The organism is Baekduia sp. (assembly GCF_035318805.1).
Classification (GTDB): Bacteria; Actinomycetota; Thermoleophilia; order Solirubrobacterales; family Solirubrobacteraceae; genus Baekduia.
The window spans coordinates 1-19,231 of sequence record NZ_DATHDY010000123.1 but is presented as its reverse complement, the minus strand read 5'-3'; the positions used below and the strand labels follow the sequence as shown (position 1 = coordinate 19,231).

19 protein-coding genes are annotated in these 19,231 nt (G+C 72.7%); 10 read left to right on the top strand and 9 right to left on the bottom strand.

Annotated elements, in window-relative coordinates; translation table 11 throughout:
* The first annotated feature begins 55 nt into the window (after positions 1–55).
* The 8 genes from VK501_RS25455 to VK501_RS25420 are packed head-to-tail and all read left to right on the top strand — an operon-like array spanning position 56 to position 5,604.
* A complete protein-coding gene (locus VK501_RS25455; RefSeq protein ID WP_324342559.1) occupies positions 56–784 on the top strand; it encodes a flagellar hook-basal body protein in 729 nt (242 codons plus the stop codon).
* On the top strand, positions 781–1,095 hold the full coding sequence (locus VK501_RS25450) for a hypothetical protein (protein WP_324342557.1): 315 nt from the start codon (positions 781–783) through the stop codon (positions 1,093–1,095). Before VK501_RS25455 ends, VK501_RS25450 begins: the two co-directional genes overlap by 4 nt.
* Positions 1,092–1,649, top strand: coding sequence for a flagellar export chaperone FlgN (flgN, locus tag VK501_RS25445; protein WP_324342555.1), 558 nt, complete (start codon positions 1,092–1,094; stop codon positions 1,647–1,649). The genes VK501_RS25450 and flgN overlap by 4 nt, the downstream gene beginning before the upstream one ends.
* 3 nt (positions 1,650–1,652) lie before the next feature.
* A complete protein-coding gene (gene flgK / locus VK501_RS25440) occupies positions 1,653–2,993 on the top strand; it encodes a flagellar hook-associated protein FlgK (protein ID WP_324342553.1) in 1,341 nt (446 codons plus the stop codon).
* A gap of 2 nt (positions 2,994–2,995) precedes the next feature.
* On the top strand, positions 2,996–3,961 hold the full coding sequence (gene flgL, locus VK501_RS25435; protein WP_324342551.1) for a flagellar hook-associated protein FlgL: 966 nt from the start codon (positions 2,996–2,998) through the stop codon (positions 3,959–3,961).
* Positions 3,962–4,002: 41 nt separating this feature from the next.
* Positions 4,003–4,455 carry a flagellar assembly protein FliW gene (gene fliW / locus VK501_RS25430; RefSeq protein WP_324342549.1) on the top strand — a complete coding sequence of 151 codons (453 nt, stop codon included), beginning with the start codon at positions 4,003–4,005 and terminating at the stop codon, positions 4,453–4,455.
* 51 nt (positions 4,456–4,506) lie between these two features.
* A complete protein-coding gene (csrA, locus tag VK501_RS25425) occupies positions 4,507–4,740 on the top strand; it encodes a carbon storage regulator CsrA (RefSeq protein ID WP_324342547.1) in 234 nt (77 codons plus the stop codon).
* A gap of 57 nt (positions 4,741–4,797) precedes the next feature.
* On the top strand, positions 4,798–5,604 hold the full coding sequence (locus VK501_RS25420; RefSeq protein WP_324342545.1) for a flagellin: 807 nt from the start codon (positions 4,798–4,800) through the stop codon (positions 5,602–5,604).
* 60 nt (positions 5,605–5,664) lie between these two features.
* Here the strand turns inward: VK501_RS25420 and VK501_RS25415 are convergent, their stop codons facing one another.
* Positions 5,665–6,495: a DsbA family oxidoreductase gene (locus tag VK501_RS25415; RefSeq protein ID WP_324342543.1), complete on the bottom strand. Its 831-nt coding sequence runs from the start codon at positions 6,493–6,495 to the stop codon at positions 5,665–5,667.
* Positions 6,496–6,515: 20 nt separating this feature from the next.
* Here VK501_RS25415 and VK501_RS25410 point away from each other — a divergent pair, with 20 nt between their 5' ends.
* Entirely contained in the window at positions 6,516–8,042 is a 1,527-nt protein-coding gene (locus VK501_RS25410; protein WP_324342541.1) for a protein kinase domain-containing protein, read from the top strand.
* Positions 8,039–8,902 carry a non-homologous end-joining DNA ligase gene (gene ligD / locus VK501_RS25405; RefSeq protein WP_324342539.1) on the top strand — a complete coding sequence of 288 codons (864 nt, stop codon included), beginning with the start codon at positions 8,039–8,041 and terminating at the stop codon, positions 8,900–8,902. The genes VK501_RS25410 and ligD overlap by 4 nt, the downstream gene beginning before the upstream one ends.
* Positions 8,903–8,915: 13 nt before the next feature.
* Here ligD and VK501_RS25400 read toward each other — a convergent pair whose 3' ends face one another.
* The 8 genes from VK501_RS25400 to VK501_RS25365 form a co-directional block, all read right to left on the bottom strand.
* Positions 8,916–9,884, bottom strand: coding sequence for a D-alanine--D-alanine ligase family protein (locus VK501_RS25400; protein ID WP_324342537.1), 969 nt, complete (start codon positions 9,882–9,884; stop codon positions 8,916–8,918).
* The gene (pknB, locus tag VK501_RS25395) at positions 9,881–11,839 is read right to left on the bottom strand and encodes a Stk1 family PASTA domain-containing Ser/Thr kinase (protein ID WP_324342535.1); all 1,959 of its coding nucleotides are present in this window, start codon (positions 11,837–11,839) and stop codon (positions 9,881–9,883) included. Before pknB ends, VK501_RS25400 begins: the two co-directional genes overlap by 4 nt.
* 40 nt (positions 11,840–11,879) lie before the next feature.
* A complete protein-coding gene (locus VK501_RS25390) occupies positions 11,880–13,322 on the bottom strand; it encodes a penicillin-binding protein 2 (protein WP_324342533.1) in 1,443 nt (480 codons plus the stop codon).
* A 175-nt stretch (positions 13,323–13,497) separates the two neighbouring features.
* Positions 13,498–14,859: an FtsW/RodA/SpoVE family cell cycle protein gene (locus VK501_RS25385; RefSeq protein ID WP_324342531.1), complete on the bottom strand. Its 1,362-nt coding sequence runs from the start codon at positions 14,857–14,859 to the stop codon at positions 13,498–13,500.
* A complete protein-coding gene (locus VK501_RS25380) occupies positions 14,856–16,109 on the bottom strand; it encodes a Stp1/IreP family PP2C-type Ser/Thr phosphatase (protein WP_324342529.1) in 1,254 nt (417 codons plus the stop codon). The genes VK501_RS25385 and VK501_RS25380 overlap by 4 nt, the downstream gene beginning before the upstream one ends.
* Positions 16,110–16,111: 2 nt before the next feature.
* Positions 16,112–16,606 (bottom strand): FHA domain-containing protein, encoded by a 495-nt coding sequence (locus tag VK501_RS25375; RefSeq protein WP_324342527.1) that lies wholly within the window; start codon positions 16,604–16,606, stop codon positions 16,112–16,114.
* Between the two features lie 3 nt (positions 16,607–16,609).
* A complete protein-coding gene (locus VK501_RS25370) occupies positions 16,610–17,398 on the bottom strand; it encodes a DUF3662 and FHA domain-containing protein (protein WP_324342525.1) in 789 nt (262 codons plus the stop codon).
* 76 nt (positions 17,399–17,474) lie between these two features.
* The gene (locus VK501_RS25365; RefSeq protein ID WP_324342523.1) at positions 17,475–19,079 is read right to left on the bottom strand and encodes a serine/threonine-protein kinase; all 1,605 of its coding nucleotides are present in this window, start codon (positions 19,077–19,079) and stop codon (positions 17,475–17,477) included.
* Positions 19,080–19,231 lie beyond the last annotated feature (152 nt).

Here is a 19,231-nt window from a genome sequence, read left to right as displayed (position 1 = left end):
CCGGAGCTCCTGATCCCCTCCTTCCCAGGAGACCCGGACATAAATGCTTGAAGGCATGTACACGGCTGCCGCCGGCATGGCGGCACAGCAGACGCGTCTCGACGCCGTCTCCAACGATCTTGCGAACGTCGACACGACGGGCTACAAGCACACCCGCGTCGCGTTCCGCGATCTCGTGTACGACTCGGCCCAGGGCTACGGCGCCGCGAAGGGCGTCCAGATCGGCGCCGGCGCCGCGGCGACCGTCCTCGGCCGCAGCGTCGAGCAGGGCGGCATGCAGAGCACCAGCCGGTCGCTCGACGTCGCGATCAACGGCCCGGGCTACCTCCAGGTCAAGCTCGCCGACGGCCGCACCGCGCTGACGCGCGACGGGAACCTGCAGACCGACGCGCAGGGTCGCCTCAAGCTCCACACCGGCCAGCTCCTCGAGCCGCCCGTCAAGCTCCCGGCCGGCGCCAACCCCGACGAGGTCGGGATCGGCCCCGACGGCACGGTCACCCTCGGCACCACCAAGCTGGGGCAGCTCAAGCTGGTCGACGTGCCCGCCCCCGGCGGTCTGCAGGGCGGCCCCGACAACACCTTCGTCCCGACCAAGGGCAGCGGCGCCATCCGCGCGGCCGCGCCCACCACGGTGCTGCAGCAGGGCGTCCTCGAGGGCTCGAACGTCGACACCGCCCAGGCGATGACCGACATGATCGAGGCCCAGCGCGCCTTCCAGATGGCCAGCAAGGCCATCACCACCCAGGACCAGATCCTCTCGATCGCCAACCAGGTGAAGAAGTGAGCGCGCTGCCGCCCATCGACAACCGCGTGCTGCCGGCCGACGTCCGCCAGGGCTCCCAGGCCGACCAGGACCGCTACAAGACGGCGCTGTCGTTCGAGCGCCAGCTCGTCGAGCAGCTCTCGCAGCAGCTCGCCGACACGGCCACCACTCCCCCGGGCTCCGGCGAGGACGGCGAGGACGCGCCGTCCTCGGCGGCGTCCAGCAGCTACCAGCAGATGATGCCCGGCATCCTCGCCGACAGCGTCATGCAGGCCGGCGGCCTCGGCCTGGCGCGCACCATCGCCGACGGCCTGAAGGAGTCGGGCCAGTGACCCTCCTCGCACCCCCCGCCGCGCCGACCGCGTTCGGCACCGACGTCCTGCGCCACCTCGACGCGCAGATCGCCTCCGCCCGCCGCCTCCTGGACGCCGTCCTGCGCCAGGGCGCCGCGATCCGCAGCCGCGACGTCGACGGCGTCCTCGCCCGGCTGGGCGAGATGCAGGCCGAGATGGAGCGCCGCGCGGCGCTCGAGCGCGACCGCGTCCGGATCCTCACGCAGGCCGGCGGCGGCCTCGGCGTCGCTCCCCACACCGTCACGCTCGATGCGCTGGCCCAGCTGCTCAGCGCGCACGAGGCGCAGGCCGCCAAGGGCCGCAGCGCCGAGCTGCGCGGCCTCCTCGCCGAGGTCCAGCGCGAGCACGTCACCAACCGCGCCCTCATGCGCCAGGAGCTCGCGTTCCTGTCGCACCTGACCCGTCAGCTCGGCGTGGACGGCGAGGACGTCGGCTACCGGCCGCCCAGCGAGCCGGGCGCCACGATGCGCGCCACCCTCGACCCGGCCGCCCAGCCGGTGCGCATGCGCCGCGCCCTGGACCTGGAGGCCTAGGCCATGGGCATCGGATCCTTCGGCGGGCTGAACACCGCCCTCACCGGGGTGCGGGCCCAGCAGGCCGCCCTCGACGTCACGGCGCACAACATCGCCAACGTCGAGACGCCCGGCTACAGCCGCCAGGAGGCCGTCCTCGGCGCCCGCCCGGCGGCCACCATCCCCGCGGGCGCCAAGGCCGACGGCTCCGGCGCGCAGCTCGGCCAGGGCGTCGACGTCCTCACCTACCGCCGCCTGCGCGACGACTTCCTCGACCTCCAGTACCGCGCCCAGAACATGACGGGCGGGCAGGCCGACGCCACCGCGCAGCGCCTCGGCCTCGCCCAGGACGCGCTGAGCAGCGGCACCAACGCCGACCTCGGCAAGGTGCTCGACAAGTTCTGGAGCTCCTGGCAGACGCTGGCGTCCAACCCGCAGAGCTCGTCGGCCAAGGACGCCGTCGTCGGCGCCTCCACGGCGCTCGCCGAGCGCTTCAAGACCCTCGACGCGGACCTCAACGCGGTCGGCACGCAGGCCACCGCCGCGGTGACCGACCTGCTGAGCGAGCAGGGGCCGATCAAGCCGATCGCCGACGAGCTGGCCAAGCTCAACGTGCAGATCAACCAGCACCAGAGCGCCGGCCAGCAGCCCAACGACCTGCTGGACCGCCGCGACCTCCTGCTCGACCAGCTCTCGCGGTTCGGCCAGGTCTCGGTCGTTCCGGACCCGACGCTTAACGCCCAGGGCCAGCCCGCCTACCCGGGCATGGTCCAGGTGAGCTTCGGCGGCGCCGCCGCCCCGCTCGTCTCGCAGAACACGGTGACGATGCCCACGGTCGCCACGCTGTCGGCGACGCCCGGCGGTCAGATCGGCGGCCTGCAGGACGTCGCCAACAAGGTCGCCGGCTACCGCACCACACTGAGCGGCCTGGCCTCCTCGGTCATCACCGCGGTCAACACCGCCTCGGCCAATCCGGTCTTCACCGGCACCGACGCCACCAACATGACCGTGGTCGCGACGTCGGCGACCATCAGCGCCGGCGCCTCGGGCGGCGCGGCCGGCGACAACAGCGTCGCGCTGGCGATCGCCGGCCTGCGCAGCGGCGCCGTCGACCAGGGCTACGCCGGCCTGATCCGCACGATCGGCTCCGACGTCTCCAACGCCGAGAACGCCAGCGCCACGTCGGCCAGCGTCCTCGATTCGCTGACCTCGCGCCGACAGTCCGTGGCCGGCGTGTCGATGGATGAGGAGATGGCGAACATGATCCGCTTCCAGCGTGGCTACCAGGCCGCCGCCCGAGCACTCACCACGATGGACGAGATGCTCGACACGCTCATCAACTCCACGGGCCGGGTCGGGCTGTAGCCATGTCCTCCATGCGCCTGACCAACAACATGGTGAGCACGCGGGTCATGAGCGACCTGCAGAGCCGCTACAAGCAGATGTCGGCCACCCAGGAGCAGATCTCGACGGGCAAGCGCGTCAACCGCCCGTCCGACGATCCGACCGCGGCCGCGATGGAGCGCCAGCGCACCGGCGACCTCGAGGGCATCAAGCGCAGCCAGGACAGCGTCGCGGCGAGCCAGTCCTACCTCACCGCGGCTGAGTCGGGCCTGGCCGGCATCACCGACATCCTGGCCCGCGCCAACGAGCTGGCGGTCTCCGGCGCCAACGGCACGCTGAGCCAGGAGAACCGCAACTCGATCGCGGCCGAGATCGACCAGCTCACCAAGGCCGCCAAGGACGCGCTGAACATCAAGTTCGGCGACGCCTACGTCTTCTCGGGCACGAAGTCCGACGTCCCGCCCTACTCGTCGACCACCGGCGACGCCTACCAGGGCGACACCGGCGCGATCGTGCGCGAGGCGGGCCCCGGCGTGGCCCTGCAGCTCAACGGCCCGTTCGTGCCGCTCAACGGCACGCCGGCCGGCGCGACCGCGGCGATCACCGCCGACACCGTCCTCGGCAGCGGCGCCGCCGGCGCCGACGGCCGCGTCCTCGCGACGCTCGAGGCGCTGTCGGCGCACCTGCGCGGCGGCACCGCCGCCGACATGAACGCGCTGCAGAGCACCGACCTGACGGCGATCAAGGCCAATCAGACCGCGGTCAGCTCCGCCCGCGCCGTCATCGGCGCGACGACCAACCGGGCCGACGCCGCGGCGACCCGCCTGGCCGACCTCGAGGACGCGACGAACCAGACGCTCGACGACCTGACGGGCGTCGACCTCGCGAAGGCCCTCACCGACTTCACCGCACAGCAGACCGCGTACCAGGCCTCACTGAAGGTCGCTGCGCAGATCATCCAGCCGTCCCTCCTGGACTTCATCCGATGAGCGGCGGACTGGGCAACCCCACACATGGAGGCGACTCACACATGGCAGTGACCCTTCGGTCGAGCCGCTTCGGGGAGCTCCAGATCCCCGCCGAAGCGATCCTCGACTTCCCCAACGGACTCATCGGCCTCGGTGGCCGGCGGTTCGCCCTGCTCGCGCGAAGCGAGGAGAGCTCGTTCGTCTGGCTGCACTCGATGGACGACCCGGACCTCGCGGTCCCCGTCACGAACCCCTGGCGGTTCTTCGAGGAGTACGAGGTCGAGCTGGGCGACGACGAGGCCGAGCGCCTCGGCATCGCCGGGCCCGAGGACGCCTCCGTCTACGTGACCGTCCGGTCCGCAGCCGCCCTCGAGGACTTCTGCGCGAACCTTCGTGCGCCGATCCTCGTCGTCGGCAACCAGGGACACCAGGTCATCAATCAGATCGCGGACGCCCCCGTCCGTGCCCCCCTCTTCGCCGGGCTCCAGGAGGAGCCGTCGACGAAGGCCGCGTAGCCCCCAGGGTACGCTGGCCCCTCTGACCGTTCTCCAAGGAGGAGTTCCCTCATGCTCATCATCACCCGCCGCCCCGGCGAGAAGATCATGGTCGGCGACGACGTCGTGGTCGAAGTGATCGAGGTCAGCGGTTCCAGCGTGCGCATCGGCATCGCCGCCCCCAAGTCGATCCCCGTGTATCGGGAGGAGATCTGGGCCGCGGTGCAGGCGGAGAACCGCGCAGCCGCCGCGTCGGAGGTCGACCAGCTCCCGGACGACCTCCCGGCCACCAGCAAAAAGCCCTAGCGGCCTCCACCGCTAGCTCCCTCTCGCACCACTTCCCTCCACAGGAAAGGACAAAGGATGTCCCTTCGCATCACCCAGAACATCGAGGCGCTGAACGCGACCCGAAACCTGCAGGGCACGAGCGCCAAGATCACGAAGTCGATGGAGAAGCTCTCCTCCGGCTACCGCATCAACCGCGCAGCCGACGACGCCGCCGGCCTCGGCATCTCCGAGTCGATGCGGTCGCAGATCCGGGGCATCGCCCAGGGTCAGCGCAACATCCAGGACGGCGTTTCGATGGTGCAGACCGCCGAGGGCAACCTCGACGAGGTCCACTCCATGCTGCAGCGCGTCCGCGAGCTGGCGGTCCAGTACAAGAACGGCTCGCTCGACACCGCCGCCCGCAACTCGATCCAGAACGAGGTCGACCAGCTGGCCTCCGAGATCAGCCGGATCGGCGCGCAGGCCCAGTTCAACGGCCTGCCCCTGCTGACCGGCAACACGACGGTCTCGTTCCAGGTCGGCGCCAACGACGGCGAGCAGATCAGCATCACGATGCTCGACCTGGCCAACTCGGTCGGCACGTCGTACTCCACGCTGACGGCCACGGGTGCGTCGGACATCTCCGAGATCGACGCCGCCATCAACGCCGTCTCGGTCGCCCGCGGCGAGATGGGCGCGGTGCAGAACCGCCTCGAGCACACGCTGTCGCTGCAGGCCTCCTACCAGGAGAACCTGACCGCCGCCGAGTCGCGCATCCGCGACGTCGACATGGCGGAGGAGATGGTGAACCTGACCAAGACCCAGGTCCTGCAGCAGGCCGGCACGGCCATGCTCGCGCAGGCCAACCAGCAGCCCCAGACCGTCCTGCGGCTCCTGCAGTAACCCCGACGACGTCCTCCTGTCCGGCGCGGGCCGTCCCTTCGGGGGCGGCCCGTCGTCGTTTCACGCCGGGTGCCAGATCTCGCCGCCGGGGACGCGCTCGGCGCGTAGGCGGAAGTCCGTGGCGAGGCTCCAGAGCTGCTGGACCACGCGCGGCCAGGGCAGCCCCGTGGCGGCGACGACCTCGGCGGTGGCCATCGTGCCGAAGCGGCGCACGGCCTCCTGCACCGACGGCAGCGGCCGCGGCTCCGCGCCCGCGGCGACCACCGCGTCGCGCAGCGCCTCGGGCGCCACGCGGCCGGCCACCCAGCGCGCGGGCCCGTCGACGCCCGCCGGGCCGACGGCGAACGCCGGCAGGACGACGCGCGCCGGCTGCGCCCCGGGTGCGATCTGCTCGGCGGGCACCGCCCGCGCGCGCTCGAGGTCGGCGCCGAAGGCCTCGGCGATCGCGCTGGAGCGCAGGTCGATGGCGAAGCGCGCGTGATCGAGGCCCGGGACCGGGCGCGCGGCGTCCAGGAGCGCGTCGGGCGAGTCGAGCGGGGCGCGGCGCAGCCAGAAGCCCTCGAGCAGGACCCGCAGGTACGCAGCGTCGAGTCCCTGCTCGGCTGCGGCTTTGACGGCCAGGCAAGCCGGGTAGGTGGAACGAGGTGCCCGCCCTTCCCGCCCACCCCACCCGCGCGGATCGATCGGCATCCCGGACACCGCGGCGGCGTCGAGCGCCTCGAGCAGCACGTGCCCCGGATCGGTGATCTCCTGGGCCATTCCGCCCAGCACGTAGGTGATCGCCACCTGGTCGGCGAACTCACTCTGCAGGCGCCGCAGCGCAGGCTCGGCGGCCCACGACCAGGGGCAACCCGGGTCGGTGTAGTAGATGACCTTCGCCACTTCCGCCATCGCCGCAGCACAATAGAGACGTGAGCTCGCAGCTCGGCACGCTCCTGAACGGTCGCTATCGCCTCGATGCCCAGATCGGCACCGGGGGGATGTCGACCGTCTACCGCGCCTTCGACACGGTCCTCGAGCGCCAGGTCGCGATCAAGCTCATGCACCGCGAGATCGCCTCGGACTCCGACCAGCTCGAGCGGTTCCGGCGCGAGGCGCGCGCCGTCGCGCAGCTGAACCACCCGCACATCGTCACGGTCATCGACGCCGGCGAGGGGGCACCGCCGGATGATCAGATCGGTTCCGCTCATCCTGCGGTCAGCACGCCGTACATCGTCTTCGAGTACGTCGAGGGCGAGACGCTGAAGGACCGCATCCGCCGCCACGGCCGGCTGCCGGTCCAGGAGGCGATCGCCTACGCGATCGAGATCGCCCGCGCGCTCGGCGTGGCGCACGACCACGGCATCGTCCACCGCGACGTCAAGCCGCAGAACGTCCTCGTCGACGACGAGGGCTCGGCCAAGGTCACCGACTTCGGCATCGCCCGCACGCTCGACCAGGAGGGCCTCACCGCGGACGGCCGCGTCCTGGGCACGACCGACTACGTCTCCCCCGAGCAGGCGCTCGGACATCCGGTCACGGGCCAGAGCGACCTCTACTCGCTGGGCATCGTGCTCTTCGAGATGCTGACCGGCGACGTCCCGTTCAAGGGCGACAACCAGGTCGCCGTGGCGATGAAGCACGTCCGCGAGCCGCTGCCCGACGTGCAGATCCGCCGCCCGGAGGTCTCCAGCGCGCTGGCGGCGGTGCTCGACCGCGCGACGGCCAAGGACCTCGAGCACCGCTACGCCGACGACCGCGAGCTCATCGCCGACCTCGAGGACGTCCTCGCGATCGAGACGCAGCGCAGCGGCCAGGCCACCGGCGAGGCCACCGCCGTCCTGCGGACGCTCCCGCCGAGCGCGCGGCGCAGGCTGCCGTCGCGCGTCACGCATCCGCTGCGCTGGATCGTCGTGCTCGTCGCGATCGTCGCGGCCGCCGTGCCCGCCGTGGTGCTGCTCGCCGGCCGCACGGAGCGCGGCACGCGCCAGCGCCCGGTGCAGAAGGCGCCCGCCGGGCTCTCGCCGGTCTCGCTCGGCCAGTCACGCGCCCATGACTTCGACCCGCTCGGCGACGAGGCCGAGCACCACCGCGACGTCGGGCGCGTGCTCGACGACGACCCCGGCACCTCCTGGTCGACGGAGACCTACCCCGACGGCCTGACCAAGGCCGGCGTCGGCATCTACGTCGACGCCAAGCCCGGCGTCGTCGGCCGGCGGCTGGACATCCGGACGCCGACCACCGGCTGGCAGGGCAAGGTCTACGTCGCCAACGGCAGCACGGCGCCCGCGACGCTCTCGGGCTGGAAGGACCTCGGCACGACGATCGACGCGACGTCCAAGAAGCTGAGCCTCCAGCTCGACACCGCCGGCCAGCGGTTCCGCTACTACCTGGTGTGGATCACGAAGCTGCCGCCCAAGGGCCAGGCCTCCATCTCGGAGATCGTGCTCTACAAGTGAGCGCGCGCGCCGTCCGGCTCACCCACCCGGAGCGGCTGCTGTGGCCCGGCGACGGGCTGACCAAGGGCGACCTGTACAACTACTTCGGCGCGGTCGCCGGCGCGATGCTCCCCCACGTCCGCGACCGCCCGATCTCGATGCAGCGGTTCCGCGGCTCGGTGCAGGAGGGCGGCTTCTTCCAGAAGGAGATCCCGCGCGGCGCGCCCGACTGGCTGGACCGCGTGGCAGTCGGCAAGCACGGCGGCTCGGTCTGCCACCTGCTGGCCAACTCCCGCGAGGCGCTGCAGTGGCTGGGCCAGCAGGGCTGCGTGACGCCCCACGTGTTCCCGCGGCGCGCCGACCGGCTCGACCGCCCCGACCGGCTGGTCATCGACCTGGACCCGACGCTCGAGGACTTCGGCGCCGTGCGCCGCGCGGCCCTGGCCTGCGGGGACGCGCTGCGCGACCGCGGCCTGGAGCCGTTCGCGATGGTGACGGGGTCGCGCGGCGTGCACGTCGTCGCCCCGCTCAAGCGCACCCGCGACGTCGAGGACGTCCTCGCGTGGTCGCGCGGGCTCGCCGAGGAGCTGGCCGCCGCGCATCCTGACGCGCTGACCACCGCGTTTCGCAAGGAGAAGCGCGACGACCGGATCTACGTCGACGTCGCGCGCAACGGCCCGGCCCAGACCGTCGTGGCGCCCTACGCGCCGCGCGCCCGGGCCCACGCGCCGGTGGCGACGCCGCTGCGCTGGGAGGAGTTGCACGACGACGCGCTGCGCCCCGACGGCTGGACGATGCGGACCGTGCTGGACCGGTTGGACGAGCTCGGCGGCGACCCGTGGAGCGACATCGCCGCGGCGGCGCGCCCCCTGCCCCGCTGAGGCCGCGGCGCGGTCAGTGCCTGAGGGCGTGCTCGCGCGCGAAGCGCGCGACCGCCACGCGGCACAGCTGGTCCATCAGCTCGGGGTACGGCAGGCCCGAGCGCTCCCACAGCACGCCGTAGACCGACGTCGTGGTCTGGCCCGGCATGGTGTTGAGCTCGTTGAGCAGCACGGTCTCGCCCTCGACGAAGAAGTCCGCGCGCGCCAGGCCGGTGCAGCCCGCCGCGGCGAACGCCCGCGCGGCCACCTCGCGCAGCCGCGCCTGCGCGGTGTCGGAGATGCGCGCCGGGACCTCCAGGCGCATGCCGCCCTCGGTGTACTTGGCCTCGTAGTCGTACCAGCCGTCGCGCAGCAGGACGATCTCGCCGGGCGTGCTCACGCGCGCGTCGTGCGTGTCGCCCAGGACCGAGCACTCGACCTCGAGGCCCGGCGCCGAGGCCTCGACGATGACCCGCTCGTCGTGCGCGAACGCCTCGTCCAGGGCCGCGTCGAGATCCTCCGCGCGGTCCACGCGCGCGATGCCGACCGACGAGCCGAGCCGCGCCGGCTTGACCCAGACGGGGAAGCCCAGGCCGCTGAGGTCGGGCCGCTCGCGATCGGCCTCGACGAGCGCATAGCCGACCTGCGGCAGGCCGGCCTGCGCCATCAGGTCCTTGAACACCACCTTGTCCATGCACACCGCGCTGGCCATGACGCCCGAGCCGACGTAGGGCACGTCGAGCAGCTCGAGGAGCCCCTGGACCGTGCCGTCCTCGCCGTAGGGCCCGTGCAGGACCGGGAAGACGACGTCGGCGTCCAGCAGCCCGCGCCCGGGGCGCAGGGCCAGCTCCTCGCCGTCGTGCCACCACGTGCCGTCGCGCGCGAGGTCGACCGCGACGACGTCGTGCCCGGCCTCCTCGAGGCCGCGGCGCACCGACGCCGCGCTGTCGAGCGAGACGTCGTGCTCCGAGGAGCGCCCGCCGGCGAGGACCGCGACCCTCACGGCGTGGTCACCGTGGTGTCGGGCGTGGTCGTCGTCGTGGTCGGGGTCCCGGTCGCGCCGGGCGCGAGCGCCGGGTCGTACTGGCCTACGGTGATCGTCACGGTCGTGCCCTTCTTCGCCTTCGACCCCGTCGGGTCCTGGCTGATGACGTGCAGGTCCTGTGCCCGGTCGCCCGTCGGCTGCGTGGTCTGGGTCACCTGGAAGCCCGCCTTCTCGAGGGCGTGCGTGGCCTCGAGCCGGCCCTGCCCGGTGACGTCCGGCACGGCGACGTCCACCGGCGCCTTGGCCACGACCAGCGTCACCTTGCCGCCCTTGGCGATCTTCGCGTCGGGCTTGGGGTTCTGGTCCAGCACCGTGCCGGGATCCTTGTCGGCGCTCTCCTGCTGGGTGGTGGCGACGGTGAAGCCCAGCGACTCGAGCGTCGACCGCGCCTCGTCCTCGGTGAGGCCGGTGACCTTGGGCACCGCGACGCGCTCCTTGCCCGAGGACACCACCAGCGTCACGTTCTGGCCCTTCTCGAGCTCCTGGCCGGCCGCGGGCCGCGTCGCGACGACGCGGTTCTCCTTGACGGTGTCGCTGGCCGCCTTCTCCTCGGAGACGGCGAAGCCGAGGTCCGACAGCTTCTTGCGCGCCTGGCTGCGCGGCTCCCCGGTCAGGTCGGGGATGCGCGCCGTGCCCGGGCCGGCGGAGACCACGAGTGTCACGACGTCGCCCTTCGGGACGCGCGAGCCGCCGCCCGGGTCCTGCCCGATGACGGTGCCCTTGGCGATCGTGGGGTGCTCCTTGAGCGTCACGTCGGTCGACAGGCCCTTGCGCTTGAGGATCAGCTCGGCCTCGGCCTGAGGGTTGCCCACCACGTTGGGCACGTCGACCTTGTCCTTGCCCAGCAGCAGCAGGCCGGCGCCGAGCGCGCCGATCACGAGCAGGCCGATCAGCGCCGCGATCCACCAGCGCGTGCCGCCGGTGTCGGCTCGCTCGGGCGGCGGCGCGGGCGGCGCGTACTGGTCGATCTGCGCCACGTCGCCGTAGGCGCCGGGCGGCGGGATCGGGACCATCAGCCCCGTCGGCTGCCCGACGATCTGCGTGCGGTCGGTTCCGAGCGCCAGCGGCGGCGCGATCCCGGCGCCCGCGTGCTCGAGCGCCGTCATGAACTCGTCGGCGTCGGCGAAGCGACGCGCCGGGTCCTTCTCCAGCGCGCGGAGCACGACCGCCTCGAGCGCCGGCGGCACGTCGGGGTTGTGGACCGACGGCGGCACGGGCGCCTCGCCGACCTGCTTGAGCGCGATCGTCACCGCGCTCTCGCCCTCGAACGGCACGCGGCCGGTGAGCATCTCGTACAGGATGATCCCGACCGAGTAGAGGTCTGACGCCGCGCTGACGGCGAAGCCCTGCGCCTGCTCGGGCGAGAGGTACTGGGCCGTGCCCATGATCGAGCCGGTCTGCGTCATGTCCGACGCGCCCGCCTTGGCGATCCCGAAGTCGGTGACCTTCGCGTGGTGGGTGGGCCCCGAATCATCGACGATGACGTTGTGGGGCTTGAGGTCGCGATGGATGATCCCGCGCTTGTGCGCGAAGCGCGCGGCGCGGAGGATCTGGATCGTCAGGTCGATCGCGCGCGGCGCGGCCAGCGGCGCCTCCTCCTGGACCAGCTTCTTCAGCGTGCGGCCCTCGAGGTACTCCATGGCGATGTAGTACGTGCCGTCCCACGCGCCGCGGTCGTAGACCGCCACGACGTGTGGGTGCTGCAGGCCGGCGGCCGACGACGCCTCGCGGCGGAAGCGCTCGACGAACTCCTCGTCGGCGGCGAAGCGCCGGTGCAGCAGCTTGATCGCGACCTTGCGCCCGAGCTGGAGGTCCTCGGCGCAGACGACGTCGGCCATCCCGCCGGAGCCGACGCGATGCAGCACGCGGTAGCGACCGTCGATGATCGTGGAGGTTCCTGGGAGGTCGGTCATCCGTGCGTTTCCCGTGTCGAGCGAGAGGAGGTCTCGACGATCACTTCAGCAGGCTCTCCATGATGTCGCGCGCGATCGGCGCGGCGAAGTCCCCGCCGAACCCGGTGACGGCCTTCACCGTCACCGCGACCGCGATGCGAGGGTTGTCGGCCGGCGCGAAGCCGATGAACCAGACATCGTTGATCTTGGCGCCGAACTCCGTCTCGGCCGTGCCCGTCTTGCCCGCGACCTGGATGCCGGGGATGGCGGCCTTCGTGCCGGTGCCGTTCTGCACGACGGCCACCATCATGTCGGTCACGGCGGCGGCCGTGGACTCCTTCATGACCGTCGACTGCCGCGCGGGCTTGATCGTGTCGACGGTCCGGCCGTCGCGGTCGACGATCCGGTCGGCGATGTGCGGCTTCATCAGCGTGCCCTTGTTGGCCACCGCCGCGGCGACCTGCGCCATCTGCAGCGGCGTCGCCTGCAGGCCGCCCTGGCCGATCGCCATGCGGCCGACGTCCACGTACTTCGACGTCGGCGAGACCGCACGGCCGGGCGGCGAGGGCGCCACCGTGCTGGCCGACATGGAGTCCTTGGGGTAGTCCAGCTGCGGCTTGTGGTCGAAGCCGAAGCGCTCCATGTACTCCTTCATCGTCGGCTTGCCGAGCTTCTCCCCCACCTGGGCGAAGACGGTGTTGACCGACTTGGCCAGCGCGGTCCTGAGGTCGATCTGGCCGAAGGACTGGTTGAAGTCGTTGGCCAGCGGCACGCCGGAGACCTTGATGTCGTTCTTGCCGTCGATCGTCGAGCCCGGAGAATACGTCCCGGTGTCGATCGCCGCGGTGGCGGTCACGACCTTGAACGTCGAGCCCGGCGCGGCGCCGAACTGGACCGCGCGGTTGACCAGCGGCTTCCGCGTCTCGTCCGTGTTGGCGGCCGCGAGCACGCCCTTGTCGTCGATCGTGTTGGGGTCGTAGGTCGGCGTCGAGGCCATCACCTTGACCGCGCCGGTGCGCGGGTCGAGCGCGACGGCGGCGCCGCTCTGGCCGACCTTGGCGATCTCGTCGAGCGCCAGCCGCTGGGCCTTGGGGTCGAGCGTCGTGTTGACGTCGTCGCCCTCCTTCTTCTTGCCCACCAGCTGGTCGAACGTGGTCGTGATCGCGTCCTTGACGCCGGTCAGCTCGTCGTTGCGATAGCGCTCCACCTCGGTCTGGCCGAGGTTGGTGTAGGAGTAGCCGATCGGGTGGCCGAACAGCGACCCCGTCGGGTAGGTGCGGTGGTAGACGCCCTCGGCGTCGCGCGTCGACCGGGCGATGACCGTCCCGTCGGCGGCGCGGATCGTGCCACGGCGGACCTTCAGCGAGCGCAGGAGGGTGCGCGCGTTGGCCGTGTCGTGGTCGAGGCTGTCGGCGCGCAGCACCGTCCACCACGAGGTGGAGACCAGCAGCGCGCCGAACATCAGCAGCGCGACCAGGAACAGGCGGCTGATCGGCTTGTTCACGAGCGACGCCCCTCGGACGGCACGAGGCCGGGGGAACGAGCCTCCGGGCGAGTCCCCCGCCCGGTATGCGACCGCTCTGCGCGAGTCATGCCGCGACGCCCCTCGGACGGCACGAGGCCGTGGGAACGAGCCTCCAGGCGAGTCCCCCGCCCGGTATGCGAGCGCTCTGCGCGAGTCATGCCGCAGTGGCGGCGTCACGGCGCGCGCGGTCGGAGACGAGCAGCAGCAGGGCCAGCAGCACGAAGTTCGCCAGGACCGACGAGCCGCCGTAGCTGACGAACGGCAGCGTGACGCCGGTCAGCGGGATGAGCTTGGTGACGCCGCCGACGATGACGAAGACCTGCAGCGCGAAGACCGACGTCAGGCCGGTCGCCAGCAGCTTGGAGAACGAGTCGCGGGCCAGCATCGCGATCTTGAACCCGCGCTGGACCAGGAGCAGGTACACGCACAGCAGGCCCGCGGCGCCGGCGAGGCCGAGCTCGTTGGTGATGACCGCGTAGATGAAGTCCGTGTGCGGCGCGGGCAGCAGCGAGCAGTCGACGGTCGACGTCGTGGTGGTGGCGCACTGGCCGCCGATGCGCAGCACCGCCTGGCCGAACCCCTGGCCGAGCACGCCGCCGTCGGCCTGCGCCCAGAGGCCCTGGGCCAGCTGGTAGCTGCCGCCCGACGCCTTGTTGAGCAGGACCGGGTCGAACGGGTCCTGCCAGGCGTCGATGCGGTCGGAGATGTGGCCGATGTGCCCAGCGACGAGATAGCCGCCCAGCGCGAAGAGCGCGACGCCGACGACCACGAACGACAGCCGGTCGGTCGCGACGTAGACCATCGCCAGGAACGCGCCGAAGAACATCACGGACGAGCCGATGTCGCGGATGAAGAACAGCAGCAGCATCGACGTGCCCCAGATGACGAGCATCGGGCCGAAGTGCTTCACCGGTGGGATCGTGATGCCGGCGACGCGCCGCCCCGCGGTGACCAGCAGCTGGCGCGTGTCGCGCAGGTAGCTGGCCAGGAAGATGACCATGGCGATCTTGGCGAACTCGGCCGGCTGCACCGACAGCGAGCCGACCTGGATCGACAGGTACGCCCCGTTGACCGGCGAGAACGCGCGCGGCAGGATCAGCAGCAGGATGCCGCCGATCGCGATCAGGTAGCGGTAGTTCTCCAGCTTGCGGTAGTCGCGCAGCAGCACGATCGTCGCGGTGAAGAGGCCCAGGCCGATCACGAACCACTGCGCCTGCAGCCGCGCGAGGCCGTCGTCGATCCGGTAGATCTCGACGAGGCCGAAGCTCGCCAGCAACGCGGCGAGCGGGAAGAGGTACGGGTCGGCGTTGGGCAGCGTGACGCGCAGCACGAGGTGCGCGGCGAAGCACAGGCCGAGGAAGATCGCCCCGTAGGTCAGCGACGCGTTGGAGATCTGGTTGGTGCCGCTGAGGCCGCCGAGCAGGTCGTCGCGCGACAGGAACACGGCGGCGAACCCCGCCGTGATCAGCAGCGCGGCCGGCAACAGCGCGAAGAGCTCGCGGTTCCTGGCGCTCACGGTTGCCCGGCGAGGTCGCCGCGCTCGAGCTGGCGGACGAGGTCGACGGCATCGTCGTGGGAGCGCAGCTTGTGGTCGGTCACGACCTGGCGCAGGCGCGGCGTCAGCGTCTGGGCGGGCACCCCGCTGGCGAACTCCGACTGGTACAGGCTCAGGCCCGGCAGGTCGTAGGGCAGGCCTTGGTAGAGCGTGACGAACCCGGCGTCGTCGGTTCCCACGAAGTAAACGCTGCGGCTGGCGATCCACGCGCCGCTGGCCACCAGGATCAGCAGCACGGCGAGCACGGCGAAGGCCTTCAGCGGCCCGGCCCAGCGCCGGCGGCGCCTGGGCGCGGCGGCCATCGCGCCCGGACGCCGGGGCGCGCGCGGGGCGCGCGGGCTGATCGTGGCCGTGCCGGCGCCGCCCCCGGCGGGCGCCACGGGATCGGGCACGGCGCCGCTGGTCGTTGAGGCGGCCGCGCGGATCTCGGCGGCCGTGGGCGCCGCGGCGCCGGCGATCGTGTCCTGGCCGACGAGGCCGCCCACGCCGGGCGTGACCTCCTCGACCCGGAAGAGGATCACGGTGATGTTGTCGCGCCCGCCGGCCTCGTTGGCGGCGTCGATCAGCCGGTGCGCGGCCTCGCTGAGGTTCGGCGCGTCGCGGACGATCTCGGCGACGCGCGCGTCGGAGACCATCCCGGTCAGGCCGTCGGAGCACAGCAGGAACACGTCGCCGTCGCGGACCGGCCACGTGCGATGGTCGACGACGACCTCGTCCTCGATCCCCAGCGCGCGGGTGATGATCGAGCGCTGCGGGTGGTCCTCGGCCTCCTCGGCGCTGATCTGGCCGCGGCGCACGAGCTCGCCGACCAGCGAGTGGTCGTCGGTGAGCTGCTGCAGCTCGCCGTCGCGCAGCACGTACAGGCGGCTGTCACCCACGTGCGCGATGGCGAGGTCGTCCTCGCCCACGTAGGCGGCGGTGAGGGTCGTCCCCATGCCGGCGTGCGCCTCGTCGGACTGCGCGAGCGCGTGGATGCGGGTGTTGGCCTGGCCGACCAGCTCTGCGAGGCGCTGCTCGTGGGAGCCCGGGCCGTCGGGCAGCCCGGCGGTGAAGACCTCGACGGCGGTCTGAGAAGCGACCTCGCCGGCCTGCGCGCCGCCCATGCCGTCGGCGAGGACGAACAGCGGGTTGCTCACCCAGTAGCTGTCCTCGTTGGCGGGGCGCTGGCGACCGGTGTCGGTGCGGGCGGAGTGATCGGCGACGCGGAGCACGGCTAGCGGTCCAGGTAGGTGAACTCGCTGTCGCCGATCCGCACCCGATCACCGGGGTGCAGGGGCTGCGGGCCGCTGAGCAGCTCCTCGTTGAGGTACGTGCCGTTCGTGGACCCGAGGTCCTCGATGACGATCACCGCGCCCTGGCGCACGAGCCGCGCGTGGCGCGAGGAGGCGAACGGGTCCTCGAGCCGGATCTCGGCCTGGTCGCCGCGGCCCATCACCGCGCCCTCGCCGACCTCGTACTCCATGCCCGGCACATGTCCCGGCGCCCGCTCGACGACCAGGCGCGGATCCGCCTCGGCGTCCGATGAGCGACCCTGCGTGCTCGCGGAGTGGATGCCCGTGGCGTCGGCGGGCGGCGGCGCGTACGGCGCGGCCGTCGACACCGACGTGCTGCGCAGGTCCTTCAGCGCGTTGCGCGAGATCCACAGCAGGAAGAGGTACAGGACGGCGAGGAAGCCGAACTTGAGCGCGACGGAGACCGGATCGACCATGGGCTACTCGACCTCGAAGCCGATGTCGACGGTGCCGAGCTCGACGCGGTCGCCGCTCTCCAGCGGATGCGGGCCGTCGACGTGGCGGCCGTTGACGCGCACGCCGTTGGTGGACCCGAGGTCCTGGATGAGCCAGCTCTGGCCGCTGGGGGAGATCTCGGCGTGGCGTCGGGACACGTTTGAGTCGTCGATGACGATGTCGCACTCGCGGCTGCGCCCGATGAGCGCCCCGTTGGGCGGCACGACCAGGCGCTTGCCGCCGACCACCACGATGGCACGCCGCCGGGCGACGGCGGCGCCCGACCCCACCTCGTTGAGCGCCGACTGGTGCCGGTCGCTGGTCGAGTAGACCATCGTGTGGCCCATGTCGGCGGGGCGGGCCTCGTGCTCGTCGCGCGCTCCGGCCCCGCCCGCGCCGTCGGCCGGCCGCACGAGGCGCGCCTGGATGCCGAACTCGCCGAGCGCGAGGCGCTCGTCGGTGCGGAACTCGATCTGCGGGCGGCTGACGAGCGCCAGGCGCTCGCGGCGCGCGTGCTCCAGGAGGTAGGCGCCCAGCTCGTCGATGACCGACTGCTCGACGCCCTCGTAGCGCTCGCGGTCCTGCGGGGAGAGCCACACGACGTACTCGTTGGGGACGTAGGTCCGCGACACCGAGACGGTGCGGTGCTCGTCCATCTCCTTGGCGAGCTTGCGCGCGAGCTCGACCGGCCGGACCTCGGACCGGAACACGCGACCGAACGTCCCCTCGACGAGGCCGGCGATCTTCTCTTCGAGGCTTCGGAGGACGCTCATGCCGTGGAGGGACCACTTCCCCGCAGGGGAATCCGCCCACACGTCATGCGGGGCGGCGGATCCATGCTACGCAAGCTCAACGGGATTCGCGGACGGTGGGTGACGCGCGTACGGCGATCGCGAGCAGCGCGGAGGCGATCGCGCCGAGCACGAGGCCCCGCGGCGTCGCGCCCAGGGCGCCCTGGGTGGCGGCCGCGAGGCCGGCGGCCCAGGCCGTCGCGCCGACCAGGTCGACCGCGATCAGGCGGCCGCGGACCAGCAGCGGCAGGAGCACGGCGGCGATCGCCCAGACGGCGGCCATTGCGATCGCCGGGGAGGTCGCAACGGCGGTGACGGCGTCCCAGCCGCCGGCGCCGTCCGGTGCTCCGAGCACGAGCCGGCGATGCAGCAGCGCCTCGGCGAGCAGGAGCCACCAGGCGCCCAGCGCGCCGAGCGCGGCGCGGTGCAGCGGGCGGGCGATGCGGCCGGTCAGCGCCGGGAAGGCGCCCGCGGCGGTGGCGAGGCCCAGCAGCGGGGCGACGGCGGGCAGCGACCAGGCCGGCGAGGGCGCGCGGCGCAGCAGCAGCGGCACGGGCAGCGCGGCGGCGGCGAGCAGCCACGCGCGCTCGGCTGGCGCGCCGCCGGCGCCGCCGACCCACACGATCGTGGCGGCCGCCAGGGCCAGCCAGGCGAGGCGCGGCAGCGCCAGGACGGCGAGGGCCGTGGCCAGCGCCCCGCTGAGCGGCGCCACGGGCGGCGCGGGCGCGGCCCAGCGCAGCGCGGCGCCCGCGAGCCCGGCGGCCAGCAGCGCGGCGGCGGCGCGCTCGGCCAGGCCGGTGCGGGAATCGGCCCCCGCCCACCCCGCGACGGGCGCCAGCGGCTCCAGCGGCCCACCGGCGATCGTGCCCGGCTCGTCGTCGACCCGCTGCAGGGCCGCGGCCAGCGCGGCCCGCAGCTCGGCGATCGTCCCGCGCTCCTCGGGCCGCGGCCAGACCCCGGCGTCGAGCGCCTCGCAGAGCTCCAGCGGCAGGTCTCGCCGCAGGCGGCCCAGCGGCGGCAGGCGCTGCCCCACCCGGCGCGCGGTCGCCCCGGCCCCGCGTGCCCGGACGGGGTTGACGCCCGACAGTCCCTCGTAGAGGCAGAGCGCGAGCGCGTAGAGGTCGGCTTCCACGCCGACGTCGGCGCCCTCGGCCTGCTCGGGCGCCATGTAGGCAAGCGTCCCGACGACGTCGCCGGTCCGCGTCAGCGCGTCGTCGCCGGCGATCCGCGCGACGCCGAAGTAGGTCAGCTTGGCCGGCGCGCCACCGTCGCCCACCGCGTCGGGCACGAGGATGTTCAGCGGCTTGACGTCGCGGTCCGACAGCGCGCCCTCCTCCAGCAGCCGCGCGAACGTCGCGCCCTGGACGAGCTCGGAGACGAGGTAGACGTTCTCCTCGTCGGAGCCGGCCTCGTGGAGCGCCACGATCGCCGGGTGCTGCAGCCGCGCGGCGGCCACCCCTTCGCGCTGCGCCCGCTTGGCCGTCGCCGCGTCGGGCGCCGGGATGCGCTTGACGGCGACGGTCCGGTCGAGCTTCAGGTCGTGGGCGAGCCAGACCACGCCGAAGCCGCCGCCGCCCAGCCGGCGCACGAGGCGATAGCGGTCCATCACGACCTCCGAGCCGCCGCCCGTGGCCGTCGTCGTCGGGTGCTCGACGGTCTCCACCGGCTCCGGAGTTCCGCGCGGGGGGAAGGGGACCTGCGCGCGACGGCGAACTTGCACGGGGCGCGTCCCGCCCGACCCGCCGGTCATACTGGCCAATTCGCCCCGCCAGGAGCGCGGACGTACGTGTCTTTCTTCGACGACGAGCCCGACGA